Below are 16,601 nucleotides of genomic sequence, written 5' to 3'. Positions count from 1 at the left end.
AACGAACTAACTGACAACTCGCCCGGGGGGATCGCGGGGGACTTGCGCGGCCATCGATGATTGAGGCTCACAGGGTCGAAGGGAATTCCGGTGCAGTCCAGGGAACAACGCCTCACAGAGGTGTTCATCAAGCTCGCCGACACGCTCGGCGAGGACTTCGAGCTGGCCGCCTTCCTGGGCATGCTCGCCGAAGCGACGGTCGAGCTGCTCGAGGTGGACGCGGTCGGCCTGGACCTGACCAACGACGACCAGATACTGCGGGTCTTCGCCACCGCCGGCTCCCCCGCCCAGCTGGTCGAGCAGGACCACCCGAGCTACGCCACCACCGAGATGCTCCCGTTTTGCCTGCGGGACAAGGTGATCGGCTCGATGAACCTCTTCCGGACCAGCGCCACCGCCTTCAGCGAGCCGGAGCTGATGCTGGGGCAAGCGCTGTCCGACATGGCCACGATCGGCCTGCTGCACGAGCGCGAACACCGCGGCCGGCAAGAGCTGTGCGGGCAACTGCAGCAGGCGCTGGACAGCCGGATCCTGATCGAGCAGGCCAAGGGAATGCTCGCCGAACGGACCGGTCTCAGCCTGCCGGACGCCTTCGCGGCGATGCGCTCGTATGCCCGGGGCAAGGGCTGCGGACTGAAGGCGGTGGCCAGAGGTGTGCTCGACGGCACACTGCTGACCGCGAGCCTGCGGACTCCCTGAGCCTGACCACGCCGCGCGCCTACCGAGCGGTCGGTTGCGTGTGGTCGCCCAGCGTGGTTCCGTTGGGTACTACAGCCACTCTTCTCGTGGCGCTGCCCTGGACCCGGTGGCGCATCTCGACCGATGCACTCCGGATGGGGCGTTCTCCTTGTCGCAACTGCTTGCCGAAGACCCGCACCCCCAAAGACCGCAGCAGAAGTACGCGAGTCTTTACAGCGACCTCTTGCACACGGTCCGGGACTTGGGCCTGCTGCGACGCCGCTACACCTACTACTGGACCCGCATCGGCCTGGTACTGGCCGCGCTGGGCGGTGTGATCACCGGATTCATCCTGCTCGGTGACTCCTGGTTCCAACTGCTGATGGCCGGCGCCCTCGCGCTGATCCTGGTCCAGGTCGCGTTCCTCAGCCATGACAGCGCGCACCGGCAGATCTTCGACTCGGCCGCGTGGAACGACTGGACCGCCCGTCTGCTGGCCGGTGGCCTCGCCGGCATGAGCATCACCTGGTGGAAGAACAAGCACAGCAAGCACCACAACGCGCCGAACCAGCTCGGCAAGGATCCCGACATCGCGATCGGCGTCGTTGCCTTCACCCCCGACCACGCGGCCAAACGCAAGCGCGGCTTCATGAAGTGGTACCAGGACCGCCAGGGCTGGCTCTTCTTCCCGCTGCTGACGCTGGAAGGCCTCAGCCTGCACGTGTCGAGCCTGCAGCACCTGTTCCGTCGCGGGGCGACCAAGGTCGAGCGCATCGAGGCAGCGGTCGTCGTCTCCCGGCTCGGCCTGTACGTGACCGCGCTGTACGTCCTGCTGCCGATCGGCAAGGCCAGCGCGTTCCTCGGCCTGCAGCTGGCCGTCTTCGGGGTCTGCCTCGGCGGCTCGTTCGCGCCGAACCACAAGGGCATGCCGCTGGTCCCGGCCACGATGAAGATCGACTTCCTCCGTCGCCAGGTGCTGATGTCGCGCAACATCCGCGGCGGCGTCCTCACCGACTTCGCGATGGGCGGGCTCAACTACCAGATCGAGCACCACCTGTTCCCGAGCATGCCGAGGCCGACGCTGCGCCACGTCCAGCCGATCGTCCGCGAGTACTGCCAGCTGCACGGCGTGAAGTACACCGAGGTCGCCTTCCTCGAGTCGTACAAGATCGTCGTCGACTACCTGAACAACGTCGGCCTCCGCGCCCGCGACCCGTTCGCGTGCCCGCTGGTCAGTCAGTACCGGAAGTAAGCAAAGGCAGCGCCGCGGCCAGTGCATCATCGGCCGCGGCCCTACCCAACGCGAGGTGGTCGGCCATCACGGTCGCGCCCTGCAGCAGCATCAGCAACTGACCCCCGACCCGGTCCGGGTCGGCCACGCCCGCCGCGGCCGCGATCTGCGTGAGCAGTGCCCGATAGCCGTCGAGATGCTGGACCACCATGCTGTGGGCCGGCTCGAAATGCCGCTGGGTCGCCGCGTTCACCAGCGCGCACCCCCGGTAGTCCGGCTGGTCGAACCACTCCCCCAGTACGCCGAACACCGCGGTCAACTGGGCGGCCGGGTCATCCCCACCTGTCGCAGCGGCCCGCCTCAGCCAGGCGTTGTTGCGATCGCTGCGGGCCTGCAGGACAGCGGCGATCAGCCCGTCCTTCGAGCCGAAGTGCCGGTACAGAGTCTCCTTCGACGCTCCCACCGACGAGCACAGCTCCGCGATCCCGACACCGTCCAGCCCGCGCTCGTAGAAGACGACGGTGGCGGCCTCGAGCATCGCCGCCCGGGTCCGATCGGGGTCGAGCGAGGTTCCTTTGGCGACGGGCATGAGACAGATGGTACCGATCGGACCCATCTCTTGTTACCGTCCTGATGGTAACGACCGGTTCGATCAAGCGAGGTTGCCGAGTGAGACACGCCAGCACAGCGCCCTTCACCGTCTCCAGTGGCGGCCAAGAGCTCCCCGGAGTACTGCATCTCCCGGCCGGCGACGGTCCCCATCCGACGGTTCTCCTGCTGCACGGCTTCCCGGGCTGGGAGCGCAACTTCGACGTCGCGCACGTGCTTCGCCGGGCGGGCTACGCCACGCTGGTCTTCCACTACCGCGGATCGTGGGGAGCAGCCGGGACCTGGTCGTGGACCAGCGCCCTGGAAGACGCGGCCGCGGCGGTCGCCGGCCTGCGCGCGGATCCGCGGGTCGACGCCACCAGGCTCGCCGTCATCGGGCACAGCATGGGCGGATTCGCCGCGCTCCGTACGGCCGCCGCCGACCCTGCGATCCCCGCCGTGGGGTCCATCGCCGGTTTCGACTTCGGCGCCGCCGCGACCGCACCGAACCCGGACCAGTACGTCGAACCGTTCGACGGCGATCTACTGCCGTTGCACGGGACCAGCGGCAGAGCACTCGTCGACGAAATGGTTGCCAACGGCCCCGAATGGCGCCTGGCCGACCTAGCACCCCGACTGGCCGATCGCCGCGTCCTGCTGATCGGCGCAACCCGGGACACGGCTGCACCGCCGGAGCAACACCACTTGCCGCTGGTGGAGGCATACAGGAACGCCGAGCACCACCTGTTCCCCACGGACCACGCGCTGGCGGACCACCGAGAGGACCTGGCCCAGGCGATCCTCGCCTTCCTCAAAGGCTGAACCCGTAGTGTGAGGCGCATGTGGTGGGGATTGCTGTGCGCTCTGGCTGCCGCGCTTGCCTATGGGTTGGCGTCGGTCATGCAGGCCATGGCGGCGCAGTCGACGCCCGGTGGTGGTGAGGGCGTCGATCCTCGGCTGCTGTTCCGGGTGGTCTCGCAGTGGAGGTTCATGGCGGGGATCGCTCTGGATCTGTGCGGGTTCGGGGTGCAGTTGGCCGCGCTACAGGTGCTGCCGCTCTTCGTGGTTCAAGCTGCGCTGGCCGCCAGCCTTGCTGTGACAGCGGTAGCCGCACGGTTCCTCGGCATCAGGCTGGGGCGCCGCGAGTGGGCTGCTGTAGGTGCGGTGTGCGTCGGCCTGGCGCTGCTCGGGTTGTCGGCGGAGAGCGAAGGTGCCGCCTCGATCGGCAACGGATTCCGGTGGGGGCTGGTCGTCGCGACAGCGGCCCTGGTCGTCGTCGGGCTGTCCGCGGGGTTGGCGCCGAAGAGGTTGCGGGCGCCGCTGCTGGGTCTGGTCGCCGGCCTGAGTTTCGGAGTGGTGGCGATCTCGGGGCGGATCATCGACAGTTTCAAGCCGATCGACCTGCTCACCGAGCCCGCCGTCTACACCGCGATCGTCGCCGGCGCCTCAGCGATGCTGTTCTTCGCCTCGGCGCTGCAACGCGGCAGCATCACGACGGCGACGGCCATGCTCGTCGTCGGGGAGACCGTGTTCCCGGCCGCCGTCGGGATCCTGGCGCTGGGCGACCGGACGCGCCACGGGTTCGTAGTACCCGCGGCGGCCGGTTTCGCGTTGGCGATCGCGGCCGCGCTGGCGTTGGCCCGATATGGCGAGCTCAGCTCGACGGAGGAATCTCCCCCGAGCCGCGAATCGTCAACTTCACCGGCACCCTGACCGTCCGGCCGGGGCGGTGCGGCTCGGGCAGCCGCTCGGTCATCAGCTGGATCGCAGTACGGGCCATCACATCGGCCGACTGGGCCACCGCCGTGAGTCCGGGGCTGAGCAGGTCGCCGAGCGCCAGGTCGTCGAAGGACACCAGGGCGACGCGATCACGCCGGCCGGCCATCCCCCGCAGTACCTCCGCAGTGGTCATGTTGTTGGCCGACAGAATGGCCGTCGCGGGCTCAGGCCGGTCCAGTACTGCGGACAGCGTGATCCCGATTCCCTCCGTCGTCGGCTCCGACAGATGGACCAGGTCCTCGTCGACATCGATCCGGTGCCGGGCCATCGCGGCTCGATAGGCCACCACCCGCTCGCGAGCCGTGAAGATCCGCTCGTCATCGCCGAGGTACGCGATCCGGCGATGCCCCTGCCGGACCAGGTGGTCGATCGCCTGGTCGATACCACCCGCGTTGTCGGCCAGTACCGCGTCGGCCTCGATCCCGTGCGCCGGCCGGTCGATCGTGACGACCGCCATGCCCGCGTCCACGTGCGGGGCCAGGTAGTCCTGGGTCTCCCCGATCGGCGCCATGATGAGTGCGTCGGGGCGCCGGGCAACGAACTCCAGGCAGACCTCCCGCTCGCGCTCGGGATCCTCGTCGGTCAGGCCGATCATCACGACCGAACCGCTCCCCCGCGCCCACAGCTCGACCGCGCGGCCGAGCGAGGCGAAGAACGGGTCACCGATGTCGCGGATGACGACCGCGATCGTGCCGGTCTTGCCGCGGCGCAGCATCCGGGCGCTCTCGTTCGGCGTGTAGTTGAGGTCCTTGATCGCGGCCTGGACCTTCGCGGTCAGCTCCGGGCTGACGTTCGGCTCCTCGTTGACCACCCGGGAGACGGTCTTGAGCGCCACGCCCGCCCGGGCCGCGACCTCTTTCATGGTGGGCCGGCGCTGCCCGGCTCCATTCACACCAGTAATACTCACAACTGGCCCACCCCTCTGGTTAGGACTGCACGACGACCGGGATGATCATCGGCCGGCGACGGTGCGTGTCGCTGACCCACTTGCCGACCACGCGGCGGATGACCTGCTGCAACTGGTACATGTCGTCCACCCCGCTCCCGATCGCCTTCTCGATCTCCGCCTCGATCTTCGGCCGCAGCTCGTCGAAGACAGTGTCGTCCTCGGCGAACCCGCGCGCCTGGATCTCCGGCCCGGCCATCAGTTTGCCGGTGACAGAGTCCATCACGGCGATCACCGAGATGAAACCCTCATCACCGAGAATCCGCCGATCCTTCAGTGAGGTCTCGGTGATGTCGCCCACGGTCGAGCCGTCGACGAACACGTATCCACACTCGACCTTGCCCGCGACAACGGCCTTCCGGTCGACCAGGTCGACCACCACGCCGTCCTCGACCACGACCACGTTCTCTTCCGGTACGCCGGTCTGCCGGGCGAGCTCGGCGTTGGCGTGCAGGTGCCGGATCTCGCCGTGCACCGGCATCACGTTGCGCGGCTTGACGATGTTGTAGCAGTAGAGCAGCTCGCCCGCCGACGCGTGGCCGGACACGTGGACGAGCGCGTTGCCCTTGTGGATCACGTTCGCGCCGTGCCTGGTCAGCCCGTTGATCACCCGGAACACCGAGTTCTCGTTGCCCGGGATCAGCGACGACGCCAAGACGACGGTGTCGCCCGGCTGGATCTGTACGACGTGATGGTCGTTGGCCGCGATCCGCGACAGCGCCGACATCGGCTCGCCCTGCGAACCGGTCGACACCAGCACGACCTGCTCGGGCGGGTAGTTGTCCAGCTCGCGCATGTCGATCAGGGTGTCGCCGGGCACGGTCAGGAAGCCGAGGTCGCGGGCCACCGCCATGTTGCGAACCATCGAGCGACCGACGTACGCGACCTTCCGATGGTGCTTCACCGCCGCGTCCATCACCTGCTGCACGCGGTGCACGTGCGAGGCGAAGCAGGCGACGATGATGCGCTGCTTCGAGGCCTTGCTGAAGACGCCGTCGAGCACCGGCGCGATGTCGCGCTCGTGGGTGGTGAAGCCGGGCACCTCGGAGTTGGTGGAGTCGACCATGAACAGGTCGACGCCCTCCTCGCCGAGCCGGGCGAACGCCCGCAGGTCGGTGATCCGGTTGTCCAGCGGCAACTGGTCCATCTTGAAGTCACCGGTGTGCAGGACCAGGCCGGCCGGCGTCCGGATCGCCACGGCGAGCGCGTCCGGGATGGAGTGGTTGACCGCGACGAACTCGCACTCGAACGGGCCGAAGCGCACCGTCTCGCCCTCGACGACGGTCTGCTGCGGCACGTTGCGGTGCCGGTGCTCCTTGAGCTTGCCCTCGAGCAGCGCCAGGGTCAGCTGGGAGCCGACCACCGGGATGTCGCCCCGCTCGCGCAACAGGTACGGCAGGCCGCCGATGTGGTCCTCGTGGCCGTGCGTCAGGACGACCGCCACGATGTCGTCCAAACGCTCCCGGATCGGCTGGAAGTCCGGGAGGATCAGGTCGACACCGGGCTGGTTCTCGTCCGGGAAGAGCACTCCGCAGTCGACGATCAGCAGCTTGCCGTCGTACTCGAAGACCGTCATGTTCCGTCCGACCTCACCGAGGCCGCCGAGCGGGATCACACGGAGAGCGCCGGGCGCGAGTGGCTCCGGCGCTTGCAGATCAGGGTGCGGGTGGCTCATGCAATCAGTCCTGCCGTCTTGAGATCGGTGGTGAGCCAGTCGGTCTGCTCGCCGGTCGCCTCGACCAGCGGCGCGCGCAGCGTCGCGTGCTCGATCACACCGGCCAGCTTGAGAGCCGCCTTCACCATGATGGCGCCCTGCGTCCTCGTCATGATCGCCTCGACGGCGGGCACCAGCTGCCGGTCGATGCGTCGTGCGGTGTCCAGGTCTCCTGCGACGACAGCGTCGATCAACTGCCGGTACTGCGGGCTGGCGACATGCCCGACGACGCTCGCGATCCCCACGGCGCCCATCGCCAGCCAGGCGAGGTTCAGCTCATCCGCACCGCAGTAGTAGTAGAGGTCCGAATTGGCCAGGACCTTCGTCGTGGCGGCCACATCGCCCTTGGCGTCCTTCACCGCGACGATCCGCGGGTGCTCGGCCAGCGCGAGCAGCGTCTCGGTGGTGATCGGCACACCGGCCCGGCCGGGGATGTCGTAGGCCATCACGGGCAGCCCGGTGGCGTCGGCGATGGCGTTGAAGTGCAGCTTGATGCCCTCTTGCGGAGGCTTGTTGTAGTACGGAGTGACTACGAGCAGGCCGTGCGCGCCGGCGGCCTCAGCGGCCTTGGCGGACTCCACGCTGTGGGCGGTGTTGTTGGATCCGACCCCGCTGACGACCTTCGCGCGATCGCCGACCGCCTCGAGGGTGGCGCGGATGATCAGCACCTTCTCCTCGTCGCTGGTGGTCGGCGCCTCGCCGGTAGTGCCGTTGACGATCAGGGAATCGTTGCCCTCGTCGACCAGCTTGGTGGCCACCTTCTGCGCCGCGTCGAGATCGAGCGAGCCGTCGGGCTTGAAGGGGGTGATCATCGCCGTGGTCAACCTGCCGAAAGGCAGGGCCGTCGAGGCGGTGTTTGCGCTAGAGGACATGGGGCTCAGATTACCGCCCCAACCGCCTCAGGAAATGAGTAGGCCTGGTGGCTGTCCGCTCGGGGGTCCGGGCAGCCACCAGGCTCACTCGTCCTATCGCTGCAGCCTCCGTAGTCGTTACACCTTCCACCAAAAAAATCCGAAAAACTTCCTGCCGGTACTCTCCGCAACAACGTCCTCACTTTCTGTTGACTTTCGGCTCGTCAGGTTCTTGCCATGCCGGATTCCGACAGGTGGAGCCCGGACCAGGTGGGTGCTGCGTGGGTGAGACTGGATGCAGCAAGAGGCGTCCCCCTGATGAGTGTGGCGCGCCGCCCGCTGGTCGGACCCTAGCGGCGCGCCACGCTCACTCCCACCGCGTCGAAGACATCGACCAGGAACTGGATCGCGCCCGGCAGCAGCAAGACGCCGGCGACGACCAGCACCGGCACGATCAGCAGGTTCTCCACCCAGCCGCCGGTGCGGAAGCGCAGCGGTCGCGGCAGGCGGATCTCGTACCAGGTCTCGCCACTGATCGGCAGCGGCCACAGCCACGGACAGCCCGATCGCGTGAGGCTGTCGCCCAGGCAGTGCACGAACATGCCGACAGCGACGGCCACACCGATCCACTTGCCGATCCCGTCCAGCCCGGCGTGCAGGTTGTGGACGGCGGACTCCCCCGGCAACCACGTACCGGCGATCGTCCAGGCGCCTGCGGCCAGTACCAGCGTCACCACCCAGTCGCCGAGCGCATCAGCGGCCAGCAGCAACCCGACGAGAGCGACAGCCAGGACTGCCCGCCAGCCACCCGCCGCGCCCGCGCTCGACGTCGCGAAGCCCAGCCCGATCGCGGCCGCCAGCGTATGACTCGCATGCCGATGCTGCCCCGTGCCGTCCTCGTCGCGGGGGCCCTTCGTCAGCGAATACAGCAAGCTCGAGAAGGCCCGCACCACATTCGACACGAACCCGGTGATCGGCCCGAGCAACCGCGAGGCACCGGCGCCCGGATGGTCCAAATCCGGCAGCAACGCGTACCCAGCGGTGGCGGCGGCGAACGGCACCACCTCCGCGATCGTCGTCAGCCCCACCAGCGGCGCGACGGCGAGCCCCGCACACCATCCGGACAACGCATGCGAACGCCCCATCACGGCGCCCCACCCCCATCAGTCGTGAGCCGCCGATTCTTTCAGCGCCGACCGACAGAAACGGGAAGCCACACGGGACGGCCGTACAAGCCGTCAGCTTTCCGCCATGCCGGATTCCGACAGCCCCGAACCGCTGCCGGCGCCGTGATCGCGACCAATACTGAGGCCGTCAATCCCCTCCGCCGCCGCCCCGGCGAAGACCTAGGAGAGCTATGAAGAAGTCCCTTGCAGGGTCCGCCGTCCTGCTCACACTCGTGCTGGCGGGCGGGCTGGCGGGCAACGCCGCTCAGGCCTCCACCTCCCCCGCAACCTCGCAGACCGCGGCTGCCACGCAGGCCTTGTCCCCCGAGCAGACCAGCGCACTGGCAGCCAAGCTCAACGCGCTGCGGCCGACGGGCGGATCGACTCTCGCCGCCCAGCTCAATGCTCAGGTGGCGATCGACGACGACCTGAGCGCAGCGGTCATCCCGACTGCCTGCAACCCGTCCACGCCGGTCCGGGACTGGGCGGCAGCACAGCGCGCTGACTGGACGGCTGCGGACCAGCAGTTCGCGGACGCCGTCAACAGCTTCCAGCCGCTGCTGTACGACGCGCTGCTGTGGCCGCAGGACGCCGGGTCGACCTTCGGCCTCACCGGTGAGTTCAGCACCGACATCACTCACACCTTCCGCGACCTCGGCCGGTTCTGGGACATCGACCCGGCCGGCATCCGGCTGGTCCCGATGAAGGGCACGATGCTGACCGACCCGGCCCGGATGTACCGGTTCTTCCACGTCGTCTACGGCCTGCCAGACGCCATCTCGACCTCCTTGGCCGCCGAGGTCGTCACCGGGATGAACCAGCCGAAGTTCGACTACGGCAACCACCCGTACTTCAGCTTCAACGCCTTCGCCTACCCGGGCGCGGTCATTCCCGGCTTCGTCGTCCCGAAGATGATCGTGATGGGCGACGGCGTACTGGAGGCCTTCAAGGCGATCGGCTACTCCGATGTCACCGCGCAGGCGATCCTGGCCCATGAGTACGGGCACCACGTGCAGTTCCAGGACAACCTGTTCGCCAGCACCCTCACCGGGTCCGAGGCGTCCCGGCGGACCGAGCTGATGGCCGACTCGTTCGCCGCCTACTTCCTCACCCACTCGCGCGGGGACGCCCTTCAGTACAAGCGGATCCAGCAGTTCGACCAGGTGTTCTTCCAGCTCGGCGACTGCGGTTTCACCAACCTGAGCCATCACGGCACCCACACGCAGCGGCTGCGTGCGGTCGACTGGGGCTACAGCATCGTCAGCAGCGCGCCCAACCAGGGCCACATCATGCCCAGCCGCACCTTCGCGGGCCTGTTCGAGACGCAGTTGCCGGCCATCGTCGCCTGACGGTCTGAGGGTCTGGCGGGGCGGAACTCCTTCCGCCCCGCCAGCGGTCAGCGCGTCGGCGGCCTGAACTGGTACGCCGGCTTGGCCTTCGCCGAGCGGGTTGCAGGCTGGGCGAAGGGGACCTCGTCCGGCCTGCAGACCGTGCCCTTCGCGGGCCGACGCCCGAACCACCTGGACCACCGGGGTTGAGGAACAGTGAGCCGATCCGCCGCTTGGGGTCGGTCGCCTTGATCCGGCTGACCGCGAGCGAGGTCGTCGCGCCACGCGGGTTGTCGTAGTCCAGCGGCACCTTCGCCGTCGCACACTCGTAGCCCGGCGCCGTGTCACACGCATGCCACGCCGGCTTGGGGATCGTCAGGCCCTGAGCAGCAGAGGCGTCAGGCGTCGAAGTCGAGGGTGACTTTCTCGCTGGTCGGGTGCGACTGGCAGGTGAGCACGTAACCGGCGCGGATCTCGTCGGGTTCGAGCGCCCAGTTGGTGTCCATCCGAACGGTGCCGTCGACAACTTTTGCCCGGCAGGTCCCGCAAACTCCGCCCTTACAGGCAAAGGGTGCATCGGTCCGCACGGCCAGCGTTGCGTCCAGCACTGCCTTTCCGTGCTCGCCCAGCGGGAAGGTCGAACGACGGCCGTCGAGGATCACCGTCACCTCGGCCGCCTCCGCGTCCGTCGTGGTCTCCTCGACCCGCGCCACCGGTGCTTCGTCGCCGACATGGAACAGCTCGGCGTGCACGTCCTCGCGGGCCACGTCCTGGTCGATCAGCAGCTCCTGCGCGCCGACGACCATCGCGTACGGACCGCAGAGGAACCACTCGTCGACGGTCTTCACCGGCAGGATCGTGTCGATCATCCGGCCCAGCCGGTCCTTGTCGATCCGCCCGCTGAACAGCTCGACGTCGGTCGACTCCCGGGACAGTACGTGCACCAGGTGCAGGCGTTCGGCGTACCGGTCCTTGAGGTCGGCCAGGTCGTCGGAGAACATCACCGATCCGGCCGTGCGGTTGCCGTAGAGCAGGGTGACCCGGCTGGCCGGCTCGACCTGCAGGATGGTCGCGACCAGCGAGAGCACCGGGGTGATCCCGCTGCCGGCGGCGATGAACGCGTAGTGCTTGGCGTGGGCGGGATCGAGCGGCGTCCCGAACCGCCCGAGCGGCGTCATCACGTCGATCGTGTCGCCGACCTTGAGCGCGGTCGACGCGTACGACGAGAAGTCGCCGCCGGGGATCCGCTTGACCGCGATCCGTAGTACGCCGGAACCCGCCGGCGAGCAGATCGAGTAGCTGCGCCGGATGTCGTCGCCGGTACGCCGTACCGTCAGGTGCTGTCCCGCGGCGAACTCATACTCCGCCGCAAGCTCCGCCGGTACGTCGAAAGTGATCGCCACCGAGTCATCCGTGATCTCGTCGATCGCACTGACTTTGAGCGGATGAAAGCTCGCTCTGCGCCTGGTCATCGTCGTCATGGTCAGATCGCCTTGAAGTGGTCGAAGGGCTCCCGGCAGGAGTTGCACCGCCAGAGCGACTTGCAGGAGGTGGACCCGAACCGGCTCAGCTCGGTGGTGTCAGGCGAACCGCACAGCGGGCACCGGATGGTCAGGCTCAGCGATACCGGTCCCCCAACCGCATGACGACCCGTCGGCGGGGCGATCCCGTACTCCGTGAGCTTGGCCTTGCCCTCGTCGCTCATCCAGTCCGTCGTCCACGCGGGCGACAGAACGGTCTCCACGCGACCCTTGAGGTGGAGTGAGTCGAGGGTGAGCTCGACCTCGTGCTTGATCAGGTCCATCGCCGGGCAGCCGGAGTACGTCGGGGTGATCGTCACGACCACCTCGTCGCCCTCGTGCCGCACGCCTCTGAGCACGCCGAGGTCAGCGATCGTCAGCACCGGTACTTCGGGATCCGCGACCTCCCCGACTGCCGTCAGGATCGCGGTGTCCGTCACCATTTCGCTCCTGGATGCGAGCGGGCGACGTGCTGCATTTCGGCGAGCAGATACCCGAAGTGTTCGGTGTGACGACCTTCGCGACCGCCACTGTGCTGGTACGACGAGGCCGGCCGCTCGCACGTCGACTGGTCGATCACCTCGGTGACCCGGCGCAGCCACTCCTCCTCCAGCGTCGACGGGTCGACAGCGACGTCGAGCCGCTGGACCAGGTCGTCGGAGGCGAACAGTTCGGCCGTGTAGGGCCACATCGCTTGCAGGCCGGCCTGCATCCGGGAGTGGCTCTCTTCGGTCCCGTCGCCGAGGCGGAGTACCCACTGGGTGGCGTGGTCGACGTGGTATGCGACCTCCTTCACCGCCTTGCCGGCGACGCCCGCGAGGGTCTCGTTGGAGGAGCTGCGGAGCTCTTCGTAGAGGAGGTGCTGGTACGTCGCGAAGTACAGCAGCTTGGCGATGCTCTGCGCGAAGTCACCGTTCGGCAGCTCGGTGAGCTGGACGTTGAGGAAGTCGCGCTCGTCGCGGAAGTAGGCCAGGTCGTCCTCGGAACGGCCCGCGCCCTCGACCTGGCCGGCGTACTGCAGCAGTGACCGGGCCTGGCCGAGCTGGTCGAGGCCGATGTTGCCCAGGGCAACGTCCTCCTCGAGCTGCGGGGCGGCCGCGATCCACTCGGCGGTCCGCTGCACCGCGATCAGCGCGTCGTCGCCGAGCCTCAGGGTGTACGTGAAGAGGTCGGTCACAGGTGCTCGACGCCTTCCGGGACCTCGTAGAAGGTCGGGTGCCGGTAGACCTTGTCGGCGGCCGGGTCGAAGAACTCGTCCTTCTCGTCCGGGCTCGACGCGGTGATGTCGGTGGCCGGCACGACCCAGATCGAGACACCCTCCTGGCGGCGGGTGTAGACATCGCGGGCGTTGCGCAGCGCCATCGTCGCGTCGGGCGCGTGCAGGCTGCCGACATGCACGTGCGACAGGCCACGACGGGACCGGACGAAGACCTCCCAAAGCGGCTCGATCGACGGACGCGCAGCAGTTCCGGTCGTCTCGCTCATGCGGCACTCCCCTGCGCCTTGGCGGCCTGCTTCTCGGCGTACGCCGCGGCTGCCTCACGGACCCAGGCGCCGTCCTCGTGTGCCTTGACCCGGTGGGCCAGCCGCTCCTCGTTGCACGGACCGTTGCCCTTGACAACTTCGTACAGCTCGGTGAAGTCCGGCTGGGTGAAGCTGTAGTGACCGGTCTCCTCGTCGTAGGTCAGCCCGTCGTCGGGCACCCGGATGCCGAGTACGTCGGCCTGCGGGACGGTCATGTCGACGAAGCGCTGCCGCAGCTCGTCGTTGCTGTGCCGCTTGATCCCCCACGCCATCGACTGCTCGGAGTGGGTCGAGCTGGCGTCCGGCGGGCCGAACATCATCAGGCTCGGCCACCACCAGCGGTTCAGCGCGTCCTGGGCCATCGCCTTCTGGGCGTCGGTGCCGTTGCACAGCGTGTGCAGGATCTCGAACCCCTGCCGCTGGTGGAACGACTCCTCCTTGCAGACCCGGACCATGGCCCGCGCGTACGGACCGTACGAGCAGCGGCACAGCGGGACCTGGTTGACGATCGCGGCGCCGTCGACCAGCCAGCCGATCGCGCCGATGTCGGCCCAGGTCAGCGTCGGGTAGTTGAAGATGCTGGAGTACTTCTGCCGGCCCTCGTGCAGCATGTCCAGCAGGTCGGCGCGGTCCACGCCGAGCGTCTCGGCGGCGGCGTACAGGTAGAGGCCGTGACCGGCCTCGTCCTGGACCTTCGCCATCAGGATCGCCTTGCGGCGCAGTGACGGCGCCCGGCTGATCCAGTTGCCCTCGGGCTGCATCCCGATGATCTCGGAGTGCGCGTGCTGCGCGATCTGCCGGATCAGGGTTTTGCGGTACCCCTCGGGCATCGCGTCGCGCGGCTCGATCCGGCCGTCTGCGTCGATCGTCGCCTGGAAGCTGTCCATGGCCCGAGCATAGCCGACTTGTGACACTTTTTCTGCAGATCGGACGACAAGTGTCACAACATGCTGCTTCTGGGGGTGCTAACTCCACCTTGAGGTGTGGGCTCAGGCCACTGGGTCGGCGCATCGTCTGGCAGCAGGATTGTGGTCAACAGCTCAACCCCTCCACAGTTCTGAAAGGGATGAATCCTCGTGACGCAGCTCATCACCTCGCAGCCCCCGGTGACCGACCACCGGGGCCCGGTCACCAGCGCCGAGCGCGCGCTGGCGCCGGACCTGATCCGCGGCGCGATGCTGCTGCTGATCGGCCTGGCCAACGCCGCCAACTTCGCCTTCGCCGGCCAGCCCGGCCTGAACGGCTCCCCGCACGGCCTCGAGCGGATCCTCAACTTCCTCAAGATCACCCTGGTCGACGCCCGGGCGTACCCGGTCTTCGCGGTGATGTTCGGCTACGGCCTGGTCCAGCTGGCCCGCCGCCAGCGCAACTCGGGCGCGACGCCGAGCGGAGTACGAAAGATCCTGCTGAAGCGGAACGCCTGGCTGATCGCCTTCGGCCTGGCCCACGCGACCCTCTTGTACTTCGGTGACTTCCTCGGCGCGTACGGCATCGTCGGCATCATCTGCACGCTGGTACTGCTGAATCGCGGCGACCGGTTCCACAAGATCGTCCTGTGGATCTGGGGTGCCCAGATCGTCTACGTGGTCGTCGCCGCCGGCCTGGCCGCGCTCGCCGTCATCAACTCGGGCCCCGGCCACTCGATGACCAACAGCCCGAACCCGTCCCTGGCCGCCACCAACTACGGCTCCAGCCTGCTCCACCGGCTGCAGGAGTACCCGGCCCACACCGCCTTCGTCCTCGGCTTCACCGTCATCGTCTGGCTCGGCATCTGGGCCGCTCGCAAGCAGATCCTCGAGAACCCGTTGGCACACAAGGTCCTGCTGACCCGGGTCGCGGTGGTCGGCATGGGCATCACCGTCCTCGGCGGCCTCCCGCTCGCCCTGGTCGCCGCCGGCTGGCTACACGTCGACGAGGCCGCGATCAGCAAGCTTTCCTTCCTGCACGATTTGAGCGGCCAGTACGGCGGCCCCGGCTACATCGCCCTCTTCGCCCTCCTGGTCGGCAAACTCACCACCTCGCGCCGCCCCGCCGAGCTGGGCCTGCCGGTCCAGGCGATCTCCGCCCTCGGACAGCGCTCGATGTCCGGCTACCTGTTCCAGTCCGTGTCCTGGATGGTGCTGCTGGCGCCCTTCACCCTCAACCTGGGCCAGCGCTTCGGAAGTACCGGCTGGACCGCCTTCGGCGCCGCCGTACTGGTCTGGACGATCTCCGTGATCGCCGCCTACCAAATGAAGAAGCACTCCTACCGAGGACCCGCGGAAACCCTCCTCCGCAAGCTCGTCTACTGATCCGTTTTGAGCCGCCTCCGGCAGGACACCTACCCGACGGGTGTCCTGCCGGAGGTCTTTGCCTTGCCCTTTGAAAGGATGTGGGTATGAACCACGACGACTTCGGCGTACCGGAACCGGAAAGCCTGACCTCGATGGGCACCACCGAGGACCCGATCGCCGAGTCAAGCGTCCGCCTGGCCCTGCCCGCCGAGGCAGACGCCATCGGCGAAATCCAGGTTGCCGCCTGGCGCCGCGCCTACGAGGGCCTCCTCCCCGCGGACGTCCTAGCCGACCTGAACCCCGCTCAATTCGCCGCCCAATGGCGCGCCGCCCTGATCGCCCCCGGCGAAGCCCGCAACCGCGTCCTGGTAGCCCTGGCCGGCCGCACCATCGTCGGCTTCGCCGCCATCACCGCCTCCGACGACCCAGACGCCGACCAACGCCACGACGCCCTAGTCGCCGAACTGGCAGTCGACCCCACCGCCACCCGAGCCGGCCACGGCTCCCGCCTCCTAAACGCCGTCGTAGACACAACCCGGGCCGACAAATTCCAGCGAGTAACCGTCTGGATCAACACCACAGACGACATCCTCCGCTCCTTCTACACAGACTCCGGCTGGTCCCCCGACGGCGCCACCCGAGAACTAGACCTCTACGGCGACGAATCAGTCCGCGTAAAACAGGTCCGCCTCCACACAGACCCATCCGCCTCCGAGTAACTGTTTAACCCCCACCCGTACTCGCCCGTCGAGCCGGAGTGTTGAGCCCACCCGAACCACTGAGCTAGCAACGCACTGGCCAAAGCGACCCGATCGACTCCCGGCCGCTGAATCAGCCCACCCGTACCCACTCCTCGCACCAAGTCAGCGAACCCAGCGAACCCCCAGGCGATCCCCCACCTGCCGATCATCAGGTAGTTACGATGTCGCAGCCGAACTCGGCATAGCAGGAGCACCACGTTGGCCACCGTCTCAGCAGCCGCGAGCCTTCGGGCCAGCGACCG

At 68.0% G+C, this 16,601-nt stretch carries 17 protein-coding genes; 7 read left to right on the top strand and 10 right to left on the bottom strand.

Features of this window, described 5'->3' with window-relative positions; translation table 11 throughout:
* Window positions 1–90 precede the first annotated feature (90 nt).
* The gene (locus AB0M15_RS14845) at window positions 91–699 is read left to right on the top strand and encodes an ANTAR domain-containing protein (protein WP_363818015.1); all 609 of its coding nucleotides are present in this window, start codon (window positions 91–93) and stop codon (window positions 697–699) included.
* Window positions 700–805: 106 nt separating this feature from the next.
* On the top strand, window positions 806–1,930 hold the full coding sequence (locus AB0M15_RS14840; protein WP_363818012.1) for an acyl-CoA desaturase: 1,125 nt from the start codon (window positions 806–808) through the stop codon (window positions 1,928–1,930).
* Here the strand turns inward: AB0M15_RS14840 and AB0M15_RS14835 are convergent.
* Complete coding sequence (locus AB0M15_RS14835) at window positions 1,911–2,498, bottom strand: TetR/AcrR family transcriptional regulator (RefSeq protein WP_363818010.1); 588 nt, start codon at window positions 2,496–2,498, stop codon at window positions 1,911–1,913. The genes AB0M15_RS14840 and AB0M15_RS14835 overlap by 20 nt on opposite strands.
* Before the next feature lie 80 nt (window positions 2,499–2,578).
* On the opposite strand from AB0M15_RS14835, the gene AB0M15_RS14830 reads away from it, so the two are divergent.
* Complete coding sequence (locus AB0M15_RS14830; RefSeq protein ID WP_363818008.1) at window positions 2,579–3,319, top strand: alpha/beta fold hydrolase; 741 nt, start codon at window positions 2,579–2,581, stop codon at window positions 3,317–3,319.
* Window positions 3,320–3,337: 18 nt separating this feature from the next.
* Window positions 3,338–4,210 (top strand): DMT family transporter, encoded by an 873-nt coding sequence (locus AB0M15_RS14825; RefSeq protein ID WP_363818005.1) that lies wholly within the window; start codon window positions 3,338–3,340, stop codon window positions 4,208–4,210.
* Here the strand turns inward: AB0M15_RS14825 and AB0M15_RS14820 are convergent.
* From AB0M15_RS14820 to AB0M15_RS14805, 4 genes are all read right to left on the bottom strand, one after another.
* The gene (locus AB0M15_RS14820) at window positions 4,152–5,168 is read right to left on the bottom strand and encodes a LacI family DNA-binding transcriptional regulator (RefSeq protein ID WP_363818003.1); all 1,017 of its coding nucleotides are present in this window, start codon (window positions 5,166–5,168) and stop codon (window positions 4,152–4,154) included. The genes AB0M15_RS14825 and AB0M15_RS14820 overlap by 59 nt on opposite strands.
* 34 nt (window positions 5,169–5,202) lie before the next feature.
* Complete coding sequence (locus AB0M15_RS14815) at window positions 5,203–6,897, bottom strand: ribonuclease J (RefSeq protein ID WP_363818000.1); 1,695 nt, start codon at window positions 6,895–6,897, stop codon at window positions 5,203–5,205.
* On the bottom strand, window positions 6,894–7,808 hold the full coding sequence (gene dapA / locus AB0M15_RS14810; protein ID WP_363817998.1) for a 4-hydroxy-tetrahydrodipicolinate synthase: 915 nt from the start codon (window positions 7,806–7,808) through the stop codon (window positions 6,894–6,896). The genes AB0M15_RS14815 and dapA overlap by 4 nt, the downstream gene beginning before the upstream one ends.
* Window positions 7,809–8,137: 329 nt before the next feature.
* The gene (locus AB0M15_RS14805; protein ID WP_363817995.1) at window positions 8,138–8,932 is read right to left on the bottom strand and encodes a metal-dependent hydrolase; all 795 of its coding nucleotides are present in this window, start codon (window positions 8,930–8,932) and stop codon (window positions 8,138–8,140) included.
* A 212-nt stretch (window positions 8,933–9,144) separates the two neighbouring features.
* On the opposite strand from AB0M15_RS14805, the gene AB0M15_RS14800 reads away from it, so the two are divergent.
* The gene (locus AB0M15_RS14800; RefSeq protein ID WP_363817993.1) at window positions 9,145–10,302 is read left to right on the top strand and encodes a hypothetical protein; all 1,158 of its coding nucleotides are present in this window, start codon (window positions 9,145–9,147) and stop codon (window positions 10,300–10,302) included.
* A gap of 377 nt (window positions 10,303–10,679) precedes the next feature.
* Here AB0M15_RS14800 and paaE read toward each other — a convergent pair whose 3' ends face one another.
* Genes paaE through paaA form a run of 5 tightly spaced genes read right to left on the bottom strand, consistent with a single transcriptional unit; the run spans window position 10,680 to window position 14,212 of the window.
* Entirely contained in the window at window positions 10,680–11,753 is a 1,074-nt protein-coding gene (gene paaE, locus AB0M15_RS14795; protein WP_363817990.1) for a 1,2-phenylacetyl-CoA epoxidase subunit PaaE, read from the bottom strand.
* An 11-nt stretch (window positions 11,754–11,764) separates the two neighbouring features.
* On the bottom strand, window positions 11,765–12,244 hold the full coding sequence (gene paaD / locus AB0M15_RS14790) for a 1,2-phenylacetyl-CoA epoxidase subunit PaaD (protein WP_363817987.1): 480 nt from the start codon (window positions 12,242–12,244) through the stop codon (window positions 11,765–11,767).
* The gene (paaC, locus tag AB0M15_RS14785; RefSeq protein WP_363817984.1) at window positions 12,238–12,978 is read right to left on the bottom strand and encodes a 1,2-phenylacetyl-CoA epoxidase subunit PaaC; all 741 of its coding nucleotides are present in this window, start codon (window positions 12,976–12,978) and stop codon (window positions 12,238–12,240) included. Before paaC ends, paaD begins: the two co-directional genes overlap by 7 nt.
* Window positions 12,975–13,286: a 1,2-phenylacetyl-CoA epoxidase subunit PaaB gene (gene paaB / locus AB0M15_RS14780; RefSeq protein ID WP_363817981.1), complete on the bottom strand. Its 312-nt coding sequence runs from the start codon at window positions 13,284–13,286 to the stop codon at window positions 12,975–12,977. Before paaB ends, paaC begins: the two co-directional genes overlap by 4 nt.
* Window positions 13,283–14,212 (bottom strand): 1,2-phenylacetyl-CoA epoxidase subunit PaaA, encoded by a 930-nt coding sequence (gene paaA / locus AB0M15_RS14775; protein ID WP_363817979.1) that lies wholly within the window; start codon window positions 14,210–14,212, stop codon window positions 13,283–13,285. Before paaA ends, paaB begins: the two co-directional genes overlap by 4 nt.
* A 189-nt stretch (window positions 14,213–14,401) precedes the next feature.
* On the opposite strand from paaA, the gene AB0M15_RS14770 reads away from it, so the two are divergent.
* Together AB0M15_RS14770 and AB0M15_RS14765 are read left to right on the top strand one after the other, a co-directional pair.
* Window positions 14,402–15,616 (top strand): DUF418 domain-containing protein, encoded by a 1,215-nt coding sequence (locus AB0M15_RS14770; RefSeq protein ID WP_363817976.1) that lies wholly within the window; start codon window positions 14,402–14,404, stop codon window positions 15,614–15,616.
* Between the two features lie 86 nt (window positions 15,617–15,702).
* Window positions 15,703–16,317, top strand: coding sequence for a GNAT family N-acetyltransferase (locus AB0M15_RS14765; RefSeq protein ID WP_363817973.1), 615 nt, complete (start codon window positions 15,703–15,705; stop codon window positions 16,315–16,317).
* Window positions 16,318–16,601: the final 284 nt, after the last annotated feature.

The sequence above is a fragment of the Kribbella sp. NPDC051718 genome (assembly GCF_040681515.1).
Taxonomy (GTDB): domain Bacteria; phylum Actinomycetota; class Actinomycetes; order Propionibacteriales; family Kribbellaceae; genus Kribbella.
The sequence above is the reverse complement of the archived record's forward strand: the minus strand, read 5'-3'. Positions and strand labels throughout refer to the sequence as shown.

Bases quoted from the DNA above. Each gene is read 5' to 3' on its own strand.
- paaE (WP_363817990.1), bottom strand. From the start codon at position 11,753: ATGACCAGGCGCAGAGCGAGCTTTCATCCGCTCAAAGTCAGTGCGATC.
- AB0M15_RS14765 (WP_363817973.1), top strand. From the start codon at position 15,703: ATGAACCACGACGACTTCGGCGTACCGGAACCGGAAAGCCTGACCTCG.
- AB0M15_RS14825 (WP_363818005.1), top strand. From the start codon at position 3,338: ATGTGGTGGGGATTGCTGTGCGCTCTGGCTGCCGCGCTTGCCTATGGG.
- paaB (WP_363817981.1), bottom strand. From the start codon at position 13,286: ATGAGCGAGACGACCGGAACTGCTGCGCGTCCGTCGATCGAGCCGCTT.
- paaD (WP_363817987.1), bottom strand. From the start codon at position 12,244: ATGGTGACGGACACCGCGATCCTGACGGCAGTCGGGGAGGTCGCGGAT.
- AB0M15_RS14805 (WP_363817995.1), bottom strand. From the start codon at position 8,932: ATGGGGCGTTCGCATGCGTTGTCCGGATGGTGTGCGGGGCTCGCCGTC.
- AB0M15_RS14815 (WP_363818000.1), bottom strand. From the start codon at position 6,897: ATGAGCCACCCGCACCCTGATCTGCAAGCGCCGGAGCCACTCGCGCCC.
- AB0M15_RS14835 (WP_363818010.1), bottom strand. From the start codon at position 2,498: ATGCCCGTCGCCAAAGGAACCTCGCTCGACCCCGATCGGACCCGGGCG.
- AB0M15_RS14800 (WP_363817993.1), top strand. From the start codon at position 9,145: ATGAAGAAGTCCCTTGCAGGGTCCGCCGTCCTGCTCACACTCGTGCTG.
- paaA (WP_363817979.1), bottom strand. From the start codon at position 14,212: ATGGACAGCTTCCAGGCGACGATCGACGCAGACGGCCGGATCGAGCCG.
- dapA (WP_363817998.1), bottom strand. From the start codon at position 7,808: ATGTCCTCTAGCGCAAACACCGCCTCGACGGCCCTGCCTTTCGGCAGG.